The organism is Okibacterium sp. HSC-33S16 (genome assembly GCF_024171565.1).
In the GTDB taxonomy this organism is placed as follows: Bacteria; Actinomycetota; Actinomycetes; order Actinomycetales; family Microbacteriaceae; genus Mycetocola_A.
The window spans coordinates 109,384-124,499 of sequence record NZ_JALJZZ010000003.1; the positions used below are offsets into that span (position 1 = coordinate 109,384).

13 protein-coding genes are annotated in these 15,116 nt (G+C 66.7%); 10 read left to right on the plus strand and 3 right to left on the minus strand.

Going from position 1 to position 15,116, the window contains the following annotated elements; translation table 11 throughout:
- The first annotated feature begins 98 nt into the window (after positions 1-98).
- Positions 99-1,292, plus strand: coding sequence for a mannose-6-phosphate isomerase, class I (gene manA, locus L1277_RS08880; RefSeq protein WP_253376019.1), 1,194 nt, complete (start codon positions 99-101; stop codon positions 1,290-1,292).
- On the opposite strand, the gene L1277_RS08885 is transcribed toward manA, so the two are convergent.
- Positions 1,293-2,267: a GlxA family transcriptional regulator gene (locus tag L1277_RS08885; RefSeq protein WP_253376020.1), complete on the minus strand. Its 975-nt coding sequence runs from the start codon at positions 2,265-2,267 to the stop codon at positions 1,293-1,295.
- An 88-nt stretch (positions 2,268-2,355) separates the two neighbouring features.
- Here L1277_RS08885 and L1277_RS08890 point away from each other — a divergent pair, with 88 nt between their 5' ends.
- The 5 genes from L1277_RS08890 (at position 2,356) to L1277_RS08910 (ending at position 9,434) form a co-directional block, all read left to right on the plus strand.
- The gene (locus tag L1277_RS08890) at positions 2,356-2,496 is read left to right on the plus strand and encodes a hypothetical protein (RefSeq protein WP_253376021.1); all 141 of its coding nucleotides are present in this window, start codon (positions 2,356-2,358) and stop codon (positions 2,494-2,496) included.
- A gap of 833 nt (positions 2,497-3,329) precedes the next feature.
- Entirely contained in the window at positions 3,330-4,289 is a 960-nt protein-coding gene (gene galE / locus L1277_RS08895; RefSeq protein ID WP_253376022.1) for a UDP-glucose 4-epimerase GalE, read from the plus strand.
- 147 nt (positions 4,290-4,436) lie between these two features.
- A complete protein-coding gene (locus tag L1277_RS08900; protein WP_253376023.1) occupies positions 4,437-4,754 on the plus strand; it encodes a WhiB family transcriptional regulator in 318 nt (105 codons plus the stop codon).
- Positions 4,755-4,876: 122 nt separating this feature from the next.
- Positions 4,877-8,026, plus strand: coding sequence for a glycosyltransferase (locus L1277_RS08905; protein ID WP_253376024.1), 3,150 nt, complete (start codon positions 4,877-4,879; stop codon positions 8,024-8,026).
- Positions 8,016-9,434 (plus strand): DUF5719 family protein, encoded by a 1,419-nt coding sequence (locus L1277_RS08910; RefSeq protein ID WP_253376025.1) that lies wholly within the window; start codon positions 8,016-8,018, stop codon positions 9,432-9,434. Before L1277_RS08905 ends, L1277_RS08910 begins: the two co-directional genes overlap by 11 nt.
- Positions 9,435-9,448: 14 nt before the next feature.
- Here L1277_RS08910 and L1277_RS08915 read toward each other — a convergent pair whose 3' ends face one another.
- Complete coding sequence (locus tag L1277_RS08915) at positions 9,449-9,889, minus strand: metallopeptidase family protein (RefSeq protein WP_253376026.1); 441 nt, start codon at positions 9,887-9,889, stop codon at positions 9,449-9,451.
- 73 nt (positions 9,890-9,962) lie between these two features.
- Here L1277_RS08915 and L1277_RS08920 point away from each other — a divergent pair, with 73 nt between their 5' ends.
- From L1277_RS08920 to L1277_RS08930, 3 genes are all read left to right on the plus strand, one after another.
- Positions 9,963-10,169, plus strand: a complete 207-nt coding sequence (locus L1277_RS08920) for a DUF3499 family protein (protein WP_253376027.1) — start codon at positions 9,963-9,965, stop codon at positions 10,167-10,169.
- A 52-nt stretch (positions 10,170-10,221) separates the two neighbouring features.
- Positions 10,222-11,712 carry an adenosylhomocysteinase gene (ahcY, locus tag L1277_RS08925; protein ID WP_253376028.1) on the plus strand — a complete coding sequence of 497 codons (1,491 nt, stop codon included), beginning with the start codon at positions 10,222-10,224 and terminating at the stop codon, positions 11,710-11,712.
- A gap of 223 nt (positions 11,713-11,935) precedes the next feature.
- Positions 11,936-13,054 carry a phage tail sheath subtilisin-like domain-containing protein gene (locus tag L1277_RS08930; protein ID WP_253376029.1) on the plus strand — a complete coding sequence of 373 codons (1,119 nt, stop codon included), beginning with the start codon at positions 11,936-11,938 and terminating at the stop codon, positions 13,052-13,054.
- 137 nt (positions 13,055-13,191) lie between these two features.
- Here the strand turns inward: L1277_RS08930 and L1277_RS08935 are convergent, their stop codons facing one another.
- Positions 13,192-14,043 carry an RDD family protein gene (locus L1277_RS08935; RefSeq protein WP_253376030.1) on the minus strand — a complete coding sequence of 284 codons (852 nt, stop codon included), beginning with the start codon at positions 14,041-14,043 and terminating at the stop codon, positions 13,192-13,194.
- A 17-nt stretch (positions 14,044-14,060) separates the two neighbouring features.
- Here L1277_RS08935 and L1277_RS08940 point away from each other — a divergent pair, with 17 nt between their 5' ends.
- Positions 14,061-15,056: a stage II sporulation protein M gene (locus L1277_RS08940; RefSeq protein WP_253376031.1), complete on the plus strand. Its 996-nt coding sequence runs from the start codon at positions 14,061-14,063 to the stop codon at positions 15,054-15,056.
- Positions 15,057-15,116 lie beyond the last annotated feature (60 nt).

The window sequence follows — 15,116 nt, forward strand, 5'->3', positions numbered from 1 at the left end:
TCAGAACGGATGCTCCGCCTCGGCCCTTGTAGGGTGTCGATGAACGTTCGATCCTTGCGTGAGCGTTCGATGCCGTGCTCTCTGCTGAAGGATTCGCTGTGTTCATTCCTCTGACCAATACTCCGCGCGACTACGCCTGGGGTTCCCGCACCGCGATTGCCGAACTGCTCGGCACCGAGGCGTCTGGCGGACCCGAGGCTGAGCTATGGCTGGGTGCGCACCCGGGCTCGCCCGCCCGCATCCTGGAGCCGGAGCTCACCGGGGGAGCGGACACCCTGGCCGCCTGGATTGACGCCGACCCGGCCGCCGCCGGCTTGCGAGAACCTCGGCTGCCGTTCCTGCTCAAGCTGCTCGCTGCCGACGCACCGCTCTCGCTGCAGGCGCACCCGTCGCCGGCGCAGGCGCTCGCCGGGTTCGAGCGGGAGAACGCAGCGGGCATCCCGCTCGACGCACCGAACCGGAACTACAAGGACGCGTTCCACAAACCCGAGCTCATCGTCGCACTGAGTGACACGTTCGATGCGCTCTGCGGGTTCCGCACTGTGGCCGACGCGGCGGACGACGTCGACCGGCTGCTCGACGTACCCGGTCTCGACGCTGCGGCTACCAACCAGCTGCGGGAGTTCCGCGCGCGGTTGACCGGCCCAGACGCTGATGCGCTCCGCGCGCTCGTCGAGCACCTGCTCACCGACGATGTGACCGCGTTGGTGTCCGCCGTGACGGAGGCAGCGGCATCCGCTCCGATCACGCCAGCGGTGGCTACAGTGAATCGGCTCGCCGAGTTCTACTCGGGAGACCCGGGCATCGTGGTGTCGCTGCTGCTCAACAGCGTGACCCTGCGCCGCGGCGGGGTGTTGTACCTCCCTGCCGGCAATATCCACGCCTACCTGCGTGGGTTCGGCGTTGAACTTATGGCTGCCAGCGACAACGTGTTGCGGGGCGGACTCACGCCGAAACACATCGACGTTCCCGAGTTGCTCAGCGTGCTCGACTTTCACCCGCTGCCCATTCCCTACCTCGAGCCCGAGCCCGCCGGGGCCGGGGCGGCGCGGTTCGCACCGGACATTCCCGATTTTGAACTGGTGCACGTGACCGGGCTGGGTGGTGAGTCATCACGCCTCGGGCTGCCGGGCCCCGCCATAGCGATCATCACGGAGGGGGAGGTGACGCTCGCCGGAACATCCGCTCGCCGTGTCCTCACCCGCGGCGATGTCGTTTATGTCACGCCGGATGAGGGGCCGCTCACGGTGTCGGGCGCTGGCGAGCTGTTCCTCGCCACGACGCGGCTCTAGCTAGCCGACCATTTCGGCGTCGCCGTCGGCACAGCTGAAGGTGCGGCGGTAGGAGTATGGCGTCGTGTGCAGGACCTTGAGAAAGTGGTGTCGCATGACGGCGGATGAGCCGAACCCGCTCTCGGCGGCGATCTGCTCGAGGCCGTAGTCCGTGCGCTCGAGCAGGTGCTGGGCGCGAATCAGCCGCTGCCGGTTGAGCCACGCGGCCGGCGTCGCCCCGAGTTCGGCCCGGAACCGACGGGCGAAGGTGCGCTCGGACATCAGTGCCTTCGCGGCGAGAACGTCGACCGTGAGGTCGTCGGCCAGGTTTTCGAGCATCCAGTCGGTGACGGCCGCGAACGAGTCACTCTGCCGTTCGGGCACCGGCGCCTGGATGAACTGGGCCTGTCCACCGTCGCGCTGGGGCGGAACCACCATCCGGCGAGCGATGACGTTCGCGGCCGCGGCGCCGAGTTCCTTTCGCACGAGGTGCAGGCAAGCGTCGATGCCGGCGGCCGTGCCCGCTCCGGTGATGACGCCGCGGTCCTCGACGAACAGCACGTCAGGGTCCACGTCGGTGAGCGGGTACTCGCGCGCCAACTGGTCGGTGTACATCCAGTGTGTGGTGCTGCGCCGACCGTCGAGGATGCCGGCTTCGGCCAGCGCGAACGCTCCGCTGCACACCGAGAGCACCCAGGCTCCTCGGTCGACCGCGTCGCGGAGCAGTTGCAGGATCCGGGGGTCAGGGTTGCCTCCGGTCACCGAGTACGCGGGGATCGCGATGAGGTCGGCGTCGGCCGCACTCGAGAGGTCCTCGCGCACCACGATATCGAAGCCCAGCTTGGTGCGCACCGGTCCCGGGTCGGCTGTGACGACATGGAAGTCGAATTCGGGACCGCCGGTGTCACTGCGGTCGATCCCGAAGACCTCACAAATCACGCCGAACTCAAAGGGCGCCATGTCGGGCAGGGCGACGAGGGCGATTTTTCTTAACATGGCGGATGCTCCGGTCTGGCAGAAAAGTATCGAATGATGGCAAGTCTGCCACTAGTGGCAGGAATCACCAAGACCTAGATTTACTGCCATGTTGGTTTTCCTTATTCTGATCCTGGCCGCGGTTCTCGTTGCGACGGCCGCCAGCGTGATCGCCCTTCGCCGTGACGGCTATCGTCGCGTTCCGGCCCGCACAGCGGGACCCATGGATAAGTACCGTTTCCTTGCCTGATTTCGTGTCTGATGTACGGCCCGGGTCCTGCGCGGCCCGGGCCCCTTTCGCCCCGGTGTGCGTGGCCCGGTGCGCGGGGCGGGCGTTCTTTGCGTTGCGGCCACGACGGACACCAGGCGCTTGGCGCCCCTTCGGCGCCTGACATCTCGTCTGATCGCTCGCCCGATCTGCGGCCCGGGTCGTGGGTGGCACGGACGTTCCTCTCGCTCGGCGTCACCGCTATCGGCCGAGTCCTCAGTGCACGACCGTCACTCGCCACGCCGCCCGGACGCGAGCGCGAGGCCCTTCGACTGGTTGATCCGTCGCTATGGGGTGAGCACGTCGTTGCTCCGTCACTAGTGGTTGAGCACGTCGTCGCTCCGTCACTATGGGTTACAAAAAACTCAAATGTCTCGCCCAATTTGACGGAGCAGTGAGCTGCCCGACCCTTTATGTCCGAGCAGCCCCGCTGGCTCGACCCTTAGTGTCCGAGCAGCAAACGCATCCGCCACTAGTGCCCGAGCAAGCGAGCGCCTCCGCCATTAGCGTCCGAGCGAGCGGGGGCTATCGCCGTTTCTGCCCGAGCGGTGTGGTGCCTTAGCCGTTCCTGCCCGAGCAACGTACGCCTCGCCGTTAGTGCCCGAGCAGCATGGTGTTTCAGCCATTCCTGCCGGCGCAGCGAGTGCCTCCGCCGTTCGTACCGGGTCGGGGTGACGCTCCACCCAGTTATGCCCGAGCGCCGAGTGCCTCGACCCTCGTGACCGTCCCGCTCCGCGGGTCCCGCCGACTCGCTCCGCTTTCGCTCGTGCCCTAGGCTTTCTGCGGGTGCGAAAGCGCCCCACGAAGGAGGCAACATGACCTGGCTGGTCACTGGCGGAGCCGGATACATCGGAGCGCACGTTGTACGCGCATTCACGGAGCAGGGGATCGGCGCCGTCATCCTTGATGACCTCTCCAGCGGTCACGAGTCGTTCGTGCCCGAAGGTGTTCCCTTCGTTCGCGGCAGCATCCTCGACGGCGAGCTTGTCCTCGACACACTCCGCACGCACTCCATCACCGGTGTCGTGCACGTTGCCGGGTTCAAGTACGCCGGCGTCTCAGTGCAGCGTCCCCTGCACACCTACGCGCAAAACGTCACCGGCACGCTGTCGTTGCTTGGGGCCATGGAAGAAGCCGGGGTGGGTCGCATCGTCTTCTCCTCGAGCGCTGCGGTCTACGGCACCCCAGACACTGACCTCGTCACCGAGGCAACCGCCAAGAACCCGCAGTCCCCGTACGGTGAGTCCAAGCTGATCGGTGAGTGGCTGCTCCACGACCAGGGCGTGGCCCAGAACCTTGCCCACACCTCGCTGCGGTACTTCAATGTCGTCGGATCCGGTTACCCGGACGTCTACGACACGAGCCCGCACAACCTCTTCCCCCTCGTCTTCGAAGCGCTGCTCGACGGGCGCACCCCGCGCATCAACGGCAACGATTACCCAACACCGGACGGCACCTGCGTGCGCGACTACATTCACGTCGCCGACCTGGCCCGGTCGCACGTCGCGGCTGCCCGCCGCCTGGACGCCGGCGAATCGATCGAGCCGGTCTACAACCTCGGCTCGGGCGACGGAGTTTCGGTGGGCGAAATCATGACCGCCATGCGCGACGTCACGGGCATCGAGTTCGAGCCCGAGGTCGCTCCGCGCCGTGCGGGCGATCCCGCGCGTATCGTGGCATCCGGAGAACTGGCGGCACGCGACCTTGACTGGACCATGCGCCACACTCTCACCGAGATGGTGTCGAGCGCGTGGAGCGCTCGGTCTCAGGCCTGAGTCGGCTCGCGACACGCCGGTAAACACTCGGTGAACCCTCCATTGGGGGTTGAGGGTTTACTATCTGCGACTTGACGTACCCGAATTACACAGGTGTAATTATGTGTAGCGCCGCGTGGCGCACGGGTAACAAGTGGGGAGAGAGATATGGCGCCTGAATATCGCTCTGGTGTTCCCGAGGACTGGTTCGTTGATCCGGTACAACTCGGAGTTCCTGGTGTTCGCAAGCCGGTCGAAGACGACAACCCGCTTGCGTGGCAGTCCGACTCGCTCTGTGCTCAAACCGATCCGGAAGCATTCTTCCCCGAAAAGGGCGGCTCGACTCGCGATGCCAAGCGCATCTGCACGAGCTGTGAAGTCCGCACCCAGTGCCTCGAGTATGCGCTCGAGAATGATGAGCGGTTCGGCATCTGGGGCGGCCTGTCTGAGCGTGAACGTCGCAAGCTCAAGAAGCGCGCCGTCTAACCTTCCATCCCTCCGGGTGCTCGCGATTGAGGCTCCCGAAAACTCTGCCGTTGAGCAGCGAATCCGTGCCACGCCGAGGCCATCGGCCCTGTCGTCTCTGAGGCCGACATAGTCTGGACGCGATGTTTCCCCGAGTAACTGCGATCCTTGTCGTGCACGATGGCACCGGCCCCAACGGCTCAAGCCACCTGCAGGACACCCTGAACGCCCTGGCCTCCCAGACGCGACGCCCCGATGCCATCATCGCCGTGGCGTGCGCGTCTCCGGCGTCCGCGAAGCACGCGCTTGAGGCAGCAGGCGTGGACCGGATCGTTGAGGCGGGGGACCGGCTCAACTTCAGTGCAGCACTCGCAGAAGGTGTTCGCATCATTCCTCAGTCGGGCGGGCCCGATGAATTCCTCTGGTTACTCGCCCAGGACAGCACGCCGGCACCGGATGCGCTCGAACGCCTCGTGGGCGCACTCGAGGTTGCTCCCTCCGTCGCTGCTGCCGGACCCAAGGTCATGGACGCCAGGGATGGCGTCACCATTGTGTCCCTCGGCCAGGCCCTCACGCCACTCGGCGCAACCGTCGAGCTCGTCGGTGAAGAGCTCGACCAGGGCCAGCACGACGCCGAGTCCGACGTTCTCGGGGTTGCACCCCAGGGCATGCTTGTGCGTCACGCTGTGTGGGAGCAAGTCGGCGGTTTCGATACCGCCTTCCGCTCGACCGACGACTCGCTCGACTTTTCTGTACGGGTCCGTTTGGCCGGGCACCGCGTCGTTGTCGTGCCGTCAGCGCTGGTATTCACGGCAGGCGACGGCATCGCCGGCCCGTCGCGCTCGCGGCGCGCGAGCGCCTACCGGAAGCGCGCGCGTCAGACCCGCGGTGCTCAGCTGTACCGTCGGCTCGTTTACGCACGGACCGCCCTGGTGTTGCTGCACTGGCTGACCCTCGTTCCGCTCGCGATCGCGCGAATGGTCTGGCGGGTAGCGACGAAGAACCCCGGTCTTGTCGGTGGCGAGTTCGCTGTGGCTTTCCAGGTGGCGTTCAGCCCGATCCGGATTGCGCACGCTCGCAAGAACCTCCGCACTGCCAGGGAAGCGAACTGGTCGTCGATCTCACCGTTGCGGATTCCGTTCGCCGAGGTGCGCCGTCGTCGCCTGCTCCGCCGTGAGGCCGGAGCCCCGGTGTACACGGTTGAACGCAGTGATCTTCGCTTCTTCACCGGTGGCGGTGGCTGGGTTGTGATCGCATCTGCCCTCGTCAGCGTCGGCCTCTTCTTCACCCTGCTGGCGGCATCCGCTGTGGAAGGTGGCGGGATGCTGCCGCTATCCGCATCCGTCGCTGACCTCTGGCAGAACATCGGATTCGGCTGGCGGGACATCAGCATCGGATTCACCGGCGCGGCGGACCCGTTCTCCGTAGTGATGGCGCTGCTCGGTACTGTGACGTTCTGGCAGCCTTCCTACTCACTCGTGCTCCTCACCCTGCTGGCGCTTCCGCTGGCGACCCTCGGCGGCTGGTTCGCGGCAACCCGACTGACCGAATCGAGTGGCTACCGCATCGTCGGTGCGGTGTTGTGGACCGTGGCGCCACCGTTCGTGACCGCGCTGGTCGACGGCCGACCGGCCGCAATCCTCGTGCACCTGCTGTTGCCGTGGCTGTTTTACGCGGGCTCCGTCGCGACACGATCGTGGGCGGCCTCAGCCGTTGCGTCGATGCTCCTCGCGCTCACAGTGGCATCGGCGCCGTCACTCGGCCCGGCGTTCCTTGTTGTTTGGGTGCTCGCACTCGTAATGGCCGGCCGGCACATCGCCCGCGTGGTCTGGCTCATCATTCCCACCGCCGCGCTCTTCGCCCCACTGATCTGGCAGCAGGGGATCGTGCGCGGACACTGGCTGCAGCTGCTCGCCGACCCGGGGGCCGTCGTGTCGGCGGCGCCGACCACCGGTTGGCAACTCGCCCTCGGGCTTCCGGGTGGCAATCCGGCCTGGGACTCAATCACCAGCACGCTGGGTATTACCGGTCTGCCTGCCCACCTCGTGGTGCCTGTGCTCCTCGCTCCCATCGCTGTGCTGGCACTTCTCGCGCTCTTCCTGCCGGGCAGCGCCCGCGCCGCCGTTCTGCTCTTTGTTGGGCTGCTCGGCCTCGCCACCGCGCTGGGCTCGACGGTGCTGGCGATCTCGCTGACCGGCTCAACCGTTGTCACGGTGTGGGCGGGCTCCAGCCTCAGCCTCTACTGGCTCGGCCTCGTCGGCGCCGCAGTTGTCGCCTGCGACAGCATGCGCCGCACCGCCGCCGTACCGGCACTCGTCGTCTCCCTGCTGGCCGTCGTTGTGGCCGTACCGATGGCGGCTGCCCTTCCGCTGGGCCACGGCTCCATCGTGGCGAGCGACGGCCGTACCCTCCCGGCCTACGTCGCGGCGGCAGCGACCGCCAACCCGGCACTGGCCACGCTCATCGTCACCCCACAGCCCGATGGTGGCGTGGCCGCACGCGTCGTCCGCGGCGTCGGCGACACGCTCGACAACCAATCGACCATCCTCACCACGGCCCAAAACATCACGAGCAACGACGAGCAGGTCACACTGCTCGCCGGGAACCTCGTCTCCCAGGGCGGCTTCGATCCCGCACCGGCGCTCAGCGAACTCGGTGTGCAGTACGTGCTGCTTTCTCCCGCCGTCGTCGAGCCGGGAACCCAACAGAGTCCTGAAGCGACGACCACCTCCAGCCGCGCCTCTGCCGCGCTCGACAGTAGCCCGGTCCTCGCCCACATTGGCCCCACCGATCGCGGAACCCTGTGGAGATTCGATGGTGAAACGGATGCCACGGCCGCGAACGGTCCCGCCTCGCCTCTCTCGACGCCGGTGTTGATCGGCTGGGCGATCATCTTCGGATTTGCCCTGTTGCTCTCCGTGCCAACCGCAGCGTCGCGCCGTGCGGCTGAAGAGTCGCCACGCACCCTCGGCCGACGCGACGCCTATGCTCCCCGGCTGACCCGGGCCGAGCGCGCCGAGCGCAAGGCGGACGCCGAGGCGGAGGCTAGCCTCGCAGCCGGTATCGCTCGTGACGCCGAGATCGAAGAACGACACGAGGCCGTCGCCGCAACGCCGGGCGCGCCGTCGCCGGGCATCCAGTCCCCGGAGTGGACCGCCGACGCTGCGGATGAACCCGTGAGCGTGACCGACGCCAGCCCCGTGGCATCCGCCGCCGACGTTCCCACCGGAAGCAACCCGATCGTCGGCCGCACCGCGCCGACGACCGAAAGCGAGTACAGCAATGGCCGATAAACGACGCGTCGCCCGCACGAGCGGCCGGATGATCGCCGGAATTCTCGGCGTGGCGCTCGCGGGCGCCTCCGTTTTCGCCGTCGGAACCTTCGACCTTCCCCGCGTCACCGCGGCGGTGCCCAGCGCCGTAATCACGCCGACCGCCGCCGATCAGGCGCGCGTCTGCGCGGGTCCGCTCACTCAGCTGGCGGGTGACGGATCATCGAACGCGTCGTCATTCGTCGCCCCCGAGCTCACCGTCGGCTCCGAGTCCGAGCCGACCCAGACGCCGCTCTCCGCCCCCAACGACCTCGCTGGGAGCGCCTTCGGCTCGCCGCTCGTCGTCAGCGAGCCCACGGCGAACGGCGCAACAACAGCGGCCCTTCTCGCCGCTGCGCAGTCGCAGTCCGCAGCTATCGATGACCTTCGCGGTTTCGCGGCCAGCCCGTGCATCGAAGCCAGTTCGGAGAGCTGGCTCGTCGGAGGATCCACCGACGTTGGTCGCACGAGCGTACTGGCGGTGACGAACCCGACCCGATCAGATGCCATCGTCGATATTGAAATCTTCGGGGAGGGCGGCGCCGTTGACGCGCCAGGCTCCCAGGGGGTGATCGTGAAGGCCGGCGAACAGAAACTGCTGTCGCTTGCCGCCTTCGCGCCGAACCTCATCACTCCAATCGTGCACATCACGAGCCGTGGCGGACAGGTGGCCGCCGGCATCCAGCACAGCGTCATTCGCGGCCTCACCCCACACGGGGTCGAGTACGTCACCCCGACGTCGCCGGCCGCGAACGACCAGACCCTCGCCGGCCTCGTCATTGCGCCGAACGCGCCCGCCGTCTCCGATGAGGACTATGACGACAACAGCCCGGTTCTTCGGATGATGGCGCCAGGCACCGAGATCGCACAGGTGTCCGTGACCTTCACACCGGAGGGCGGAGGGGCCGCGCCCGAACCGCTGGCCTACCAGCTCGAGGCGGGAATGGCCACCGAGATCAGCCTGCGCACGCTTCCAGCAGGGAGCTACACGGTCGAGGTATCCGCAGACCAGCCGATCGTCGTCGGCGCCCGTACCTCGATTGCCGTCGGCGACGCCAGCGACCTGGCCTGGTTCCAGAGCTCGACCGCGCTGCCCGACGACGTGATGATCGCGGTTCCGGCCGGCGACACCCCGGTGCTGCACCTCGCCAACCCAGGGAGCCGTGCACTCACCGTGAGGCTGGACGCCTCGACCGGCGACCCGCTCACCGCAGAAGTGCCCGCCCGGTCAACGGTCGCCGTTCCGGTGAGCGGGGGAGTGTCGTACTCGACCTCAGGCGTCGAAGGCGCGATCGCACAACTGAGCATCGTCACTCCGGCCGGCATGGCCGCATTTGCCGTGCAGCCCGCGAACCCGTCGGCGACGCCGGTGACTGTCTACCCGCGGTAGCGGAGGCCCGCAGGTTAGAAATTGAACCGGTCAGGGCCGAGATCCCACGGGTCTTTGCCGATGAGTTCGGCGGTCGCCCGGAAGACGCAGCTCTCGATCATCATCCGCTGGTGCAACTCGTCGTCTCGGTGAAGCTTGCTGAGCCGTTGGATGGGCAGCCGGTAGATGACCACACGGCGCTCGGTTGAACTTGTCCACCAGCGCGCAACGCCCTCGCCGTTCTGCTCCCCAACGGGCATGTTGCCCACTTCGAATCGGACGTTCCTGAGCTCATCCGGCCAGGTGGCGCGCAGGAAATCGGCTGCGGCCGCAACGGTCATATCGAACGTGTCGATGCGGTTCTTGAGCGGGGGCAGGTGGGGCCCCGTCGCGGCACTGCGCTGCGACCGGCCGTGCCGGTCGTGCCGAACCGCTCGCCGCACATAGGTGCTGCTTCTCGTTCCGCGTCGTGCCATGAGGCCATCCTATTCGCCGATTCGGGTGGCGAGGCGTCTGGCCGAAACACCGGTCGGTTGTATCGTGAGAGGAATGTTGGACAGGCCATGTACGAAAGTCGGATGCTCGCGCGAAGCGGTCTCGACGCTCACCTATGACTATGCGGATTCGATGGCTGTCCTCGGGCCGCTCGGACTGACCAAGGAGCCCCACACCTACGACCTCTGCGCCATTCACGCCGAACGCCTGAGCGTTCCGCAGGGCTGGCAGGTTATCCGGCACCAGGTGCTCAACACGTAAGAGCCGGTGCTCTCACCGGAATTGCCCAACCGCGGTCTGCGAGAATAGGGGAATGACGCTTTCTTCACCCGCAGCATCCGCTACTGCACTTCCTTTCAAGGTCCGTGACCTTTCGCTTGCCGAGGCCGGCCGCCACCAGATTCGCCTGGCCGAAAACGAGATGCCTGGCCTCATGGCTCTTCGCGCCGAGTTCGGCGAATCACAGCCGCTCAAGGGCGCACGCATCGCCGGCTCGCTTCACATGACGGTGCAGACCGCCGTTCTCATCGAGACCCTCGTCGCGCTCGGCGCACAGGTGCGCTGGGCCAGCTGCAACATCTTCTCCACCCAGGACGAGGCCGCTGCCGCCATCGCGGTTGGCCCGACCGGAACCGTCGACGCCCCGGCCGGCGCCCCGATCTTCGCCTGGAAGGGCGAGACGCTCGAGGAGTACTGGGACTGCGCCGAGCGGATCTTCGACTGGTCGGCCGAAGCGGCCGCTGCCGGTGCCGACTGGACCGGCCCGAACATGATCCTCGACGACGGTGGAGACGCCACGCTGCTCGTGCACAACGGCCGGGCGTACGAACTTGCCGGAGCCGTTCCCGAGGCCGCCGAGGACGAGAGCCACGAGGGCCGGGTTGTCCTCGAGTTGCTGCGTCGCTCACTCGCCAGCTCGACCGACCGCTGGACCAAGGCCGCCGCCGAGATTCAGGGCGTCACCGAGGAGACCACCACCGGTGTTCACCGCCTGTACGAGCTGTTCAAGAACGACGAGCTGCTGTTCCCGGCGATCAACGTCAACGACTCGGTCACCAAGAGCAAGTTCGACAACAAGTACGGCATCCGCCACTCGCTGCCCGACGGCCTCAACCGTGCCACCGATGTTCTCATCGGCGGAAAGGTCGCGTTCGTTGTCGGCTACGGCGACGTCGGCAAGGGTGCAGCTGAGGCCCTCCGCGGCCAGGGCGCCCGCGTCATCGTCTCCGAAGTCGACCCGATTTGCGCACTGCAGGCGGCGATGGACGGCTACCAGGTCGCCAAAATCGAGAGCGTCGTCGACCAGGTCGACATCTTCGTCTCCGGCACGGGAAACCTCAACGTCATCACGACCGAGCACATGCTGAACATGAAGCACCTCGCGATCGTCGCCAACGTCGGTCACTTCGACAACGAGATCGACATGGCCGGACTCGAGAAGATTGAGGGCGCCGAGCGGGTCGAGATCAAGCCGCAGGTGCACGAGTGGCGCCTGCCGAACGGTCGGTCGATCCTCGTCCTCAGTGAGGGACGCCTGATGAACCTCGGCAACGCCACCGGGCACCCGTCGTTCGTGATGAGCAACTCGTTCACGAACCAGGTGCTCGCGCAGATCGAGCTCTACGCCCACCAGGAGAACTACCCGGTCGGCGTTTACGTCCTGCCCAAGCACCTCGACGAGAAGGTCGCCCGCCTGCACCTCGACGCCCTCGGTGTTGAGCTGACCACGCTCTCCGAGGAGCAGGCCGCCTACATCGGTGTCACCGTCGACGGACCATACAAGGTCGACCACTACCGCTACTAAGAGTCGCGCTTTCGACGGCGTCGTTCGGCTTCGGCCGGGCGGCGCCGTTTCGCGTGGGAGCACCGCTGCCCATTCCTGACTTTTATGCCCAGCGGATGCCAGTGGCCCTTTTCGCGCTCCCACCGAGCGGAGTACGGTGAAGACCCTGCCACCACGACGATGATTGTCGGTGTTGGCGACGTGGCGCGATCCATTCTTCGCACGCCGTTCGGAGGAGCTTCGGATGAATGCAGACGACCCTCGTGGTCCGATCGTCCGGCTGCCGACGGCCGTTGCTGCGTTCCTGGGCTGGACGCTGGCGGGACCGGTGAACACACCAACGGTGCTGACCAGCTGGACGGAGTTCGCCACGGCGTTCGGGCCGGTCGAGGCGAACTCGAACCTCGCGGCAGCCGTGCAGGGATACTTTCTTAATGGCGGCACCCGGTGCCACGTGGTGCGTGTCGATGACTCAGCGCCGGCGGCCGCGATGGTTGAGGCGCGATACGACGCCGCGCTGGGCAGCCTCGACGATGTCGACGATGTCACGATCCTGTGCCTTCCCGACCTCGTGCTGGCCGACGGCGAGTTCGAGGCCATCATCGCCGTGCAACACAGGGCACTCGCGTTCGCCGAAGCGCGGGGCAATTGCATGGTCGTGCTCGATCCGCCATCCGGCCTCTCCGTTGCCGGGATGTCCGAGTGGCGCACCCGCACTGCTTTCGACTCCAGCCACGCGGTGGTGTACTACCCCTGGATCAACGTAGCCGATCCAGCCTCTGGTCAGCCGCGACTGGTCCCACCGTCGGGGCATGTGGCCGGGTTGTGGGCACGAGTCGATGCCGAACGTGGGGTGAACATTGCGCCGACCGGTGTGCTCCATGGGGCCCTCGCGCTCGCCGGACGGCTGACGTCGCGCGACCACGACACCCTCCGAGACCTCGACGTGAACGCCATCCGCTCCTTTGCCGCTCGCGGCATCCAGGTGTGGGGCTCCAGCACGCTCTCGACGAACCCGGAGTGGCACTACGTCAGCGTGCGCCGCCTGGTCAGTTTCCTCGAGGCGTCTATTCTGCGTGGCGCGAGCTATGCCCACACCGAGCCGACAGGTCCTGCGCTCTGGGCTGGGATCCGCGAAGATGTGAACAACTTCCTCCTCGCGGAGTGGCGCAACGGTGCCCTTGTCGGAAGTACGCCCCGCGCGGCCTTCTTCGTCCGATGCGACGAAAGCACCCATCCGCCCCTCGTGCTGGCCGCCGGTGATGTCATCTGCCAGGTGCGGGTCGCCCCGCTGCGGCCTGCCGAGTTCGTCGTCTTCGCCGTCTCGTGGTCGCCGGACGGAACGAGCAGAATCATCGAGTGAGCGGAACCACCGCGCACCGCGGCGCGCGGTGGGCGTTGCCGCCGTTTGTGGCCGAGCAACCCGGGCGTGCCGCCGCTTGTGACCGAGGAACCCGGGTTGGCGTGCCGCCGTGCCGCCGTGCCCGCGCCGCCCCCGCTCTACCGCTCCGGAAAGTTGTGCGGCCGCCCGGTCAGCACCGGCTCAAGCGCCGCGAGCCGCTTTTGCTCCAGCACGTGCGCCGCATATTCCCGATCCCGCCGCACCGCAGAGACCGCGTAAAGAAACAGTTCCGGGTCCACATTCGGAACCGGAGACACGAAAACGGATGCCTCGGCGGCCAGATCGCGCGCCAGCCGCGCGCGCGTCGGCGGGGTCAGTTTCGGTGCCTGCGCGAGAAATTGGGCGATCCTGCGGGTCAGGCGATCAGGCATCCGTCCCACATCAGCAACGATTGCCCAGGGCTGGAGCATCGGGGGAACGCCGAATACCGACGGCTCGGCGCGTGGAACGCGCTCCTGCTGGGCATAGGTGCCCGCGAGGAGGTCGCCGAGTCGTTTCGCACGGGTGGAGAGCAGGCCGGTGAGGGCAGCGACGCCGCCGAGTGTCATGTAGATCTCGAAGAACCCGACAAGGGCACGGATGAAAGCGTGCCGGAACCCGGTCGCTCCACCATCGTCGCGAACGATGCGGGCGCCGATGGCCAGCTTGCCGAGCGAACGGCCGCGTCCGATGGTTTCCACAGCGGTGGGCAACACCACCGTGCTGAACGCGATGATCGCCGTGGAGAATGCCGTTGTGGCGGAGGAATCGATGACGCCCTGCGAGGCGAGGACGACGAGGAGCCAGAGCAGTCCGGCCGCCACGAGAACCGACACCAGGAAGTCGATGATGGCGCCGGCGGCCCGGAGAATGAAGCTCGATGACTGGACGTCGAGTGCGACGGCTTCGCCGGTGATCAGTTGCGAAGAATCGAGGCTCTCCGACATGTGCACGCCGGGGGAGTCAGTCATGAATAGTATCTAAGCAGATGGATCTCGACGCCTACAGTGCCGCGCACCGTAATGAATGGGACCGCCTCGATGCGCTCGCGTCGAAGCGGTCATTGTCGGGCGCGGAAGCCGACGAGCTGATTGACCGGTATCAGGCCGGGGCGACCCAGCTTTCGGCGATCAAGACCACCGCTGGCTCAACCCGGCAGGGTGATCGGCTGAGCGTCACCCTCTCCAAGGCTCGGCTGCGGTTCACCTCGGCGAGCACAAACGTGCTGAGCCAGCTGCCCCGGTTCTTTGTGTTGCAGCTGCCTGCGGCGTTGTATCGGTTGCGCTGGTTGACCCTTGCGGTTGCGCTCGTGACGGTCGGCGTCGCGGCAATGTGGGCGGCGTGGGTGCTCAACGATCCGCAGGTGCTCGCGAACCTCGGCAGTTCGGAAGAGCTTCGCCAGGTGGCCGAGGAAGACTTCGCCAACTACTACTCCGAGAATCCGGCGGCGTCGTTCGCCGGCCAGGTCTGGACCAACAATGCGTGGATTGCCGCCCAGTGCATCGCCTTCGGGATCACCGGGGTCTGGGTGCCCTATGTCGTGCTGCAGAACGCGCAGAACCTCGGGCTCAACGCCGCTGTGCTGTTCAGCTTCGGAGAGGGCGACACCTTCTTCCTCTACATTGCGCCTCACGGCATGCTCGAGCTCACGGCGATTTTCGTGGCCGCGGCCGGCGGGTTGCGCATCTTCTGGGCGTGGGTGGCGCCGGGCAAGCGCACCCGTGGGCAGGCACTCGCCGAGGACGGGCGGGCACTTTTCACCGTGGCGATCGGGCTGGTATTTGTCCTCCTCGTATCGGGCATTCTCGAGGGCTTTGTCACTCCGCAGCCCTGGCCATGGCCCGTGAAGATCGGGCTCGGTGCTGCGGCGCTCGGCGTTTTCCTCTTCTACATGCTGTTTGTTGGACGCCGTGCGTACCGAGCCGGGGAAACCGGCGATCTGGCAGCCTTCGAAGCGGGCGCGCGCCGCATCTACGCGCAGTAAGGCGCGTCGATGCGTGCGTGGGGGCATCCGCTCGCTCAAAGCTGACGTTCGTGTGCCTTC

Bases quoted from the DNA above. Each gene is read 5' to 3' on its own strand.
- L1277_RS08915 (WP_253376026.1), bottom strand. From the start codon at position 9,889: ATGGCACGACGCGGAACGAGAAGCAGCACCTATGTGCGGCGAGCGGTT.
- L1277_RS08935 (WP_253376030.1), bottom strand. From the start codon at position 14,043: ATGACTGACTCCCCCGGCGTGCACATGTCGGAGAGCCTCGATTCTTCG.
- L1277_RS08900 (WP_253376023.1), top strand. From the start codon at position 4,437: ATGGCGCCTGAATATCGCTCTGGTGTTCCCGAGGACTGGTTCGTTGAT.
- L1277_RS08930 (WP_253376029.1), top strand. From the start codon at position 11,936: ATGAATGCAGACGACCCTCGTGGTCCGATCGTCCGGCTGCCGACGGCC.
- L1277_RS08940 (WP_253376031.1), top strand. From the start codon at position 14,061: ATGGATCTCGACGCCTACAGTGCCGCGCACCGTAATGAATGGGACCGC.
- ahcY (WP_253376028.1), top strand. From the start codon at position 10,222: ATGACGCTTTCTTCACCCGCAGCATCCGCTACTGCACTTCCTTTCAAG.
- L1277_RS08910 (WP_253376025.1), top strand. From the start codon at position 8,016: ATGGCCGATAAACGACGCGTCGCCCGCACGAGCGGCCGGATGATCGCC.
- L1277_RS08890 (WP_253376021.1), top strand. From the start codon at position 2,356: ATGTTGGTTTTCCTTATTCTGATCCTGGCCGCGGTTCTCGTTGCGACG.
- galE (WP_253376022.1), top strand. From the start codon at position 3,330: ATGACCTGGCTGGTCACTGGCGGAGCCGGATACATCGGAGCGCACGTT.
- L1277_RS08920 (WP_253376027.1), top strand. From the start codon at position 9,963: ATGTTGGACAGGCCATGTACGAAAGTCGGATGCTCGCGCGAAGCGGTC.
- L1277_RS08905 (WP_253376024.1), top strand. From the start codon at position 4,877: ATGTTTCCCCGAGTAACTGCGATCCTTGTCGTGCACGATGGCACCGGC.
- L1277_RS08885 (WP_253376020.1), bottom strand. From the start codon at position 2,267: ATGTTAAGAAAAATCGCCCTCGTCGCCCTGCCCGACATGGCGCCCTTT.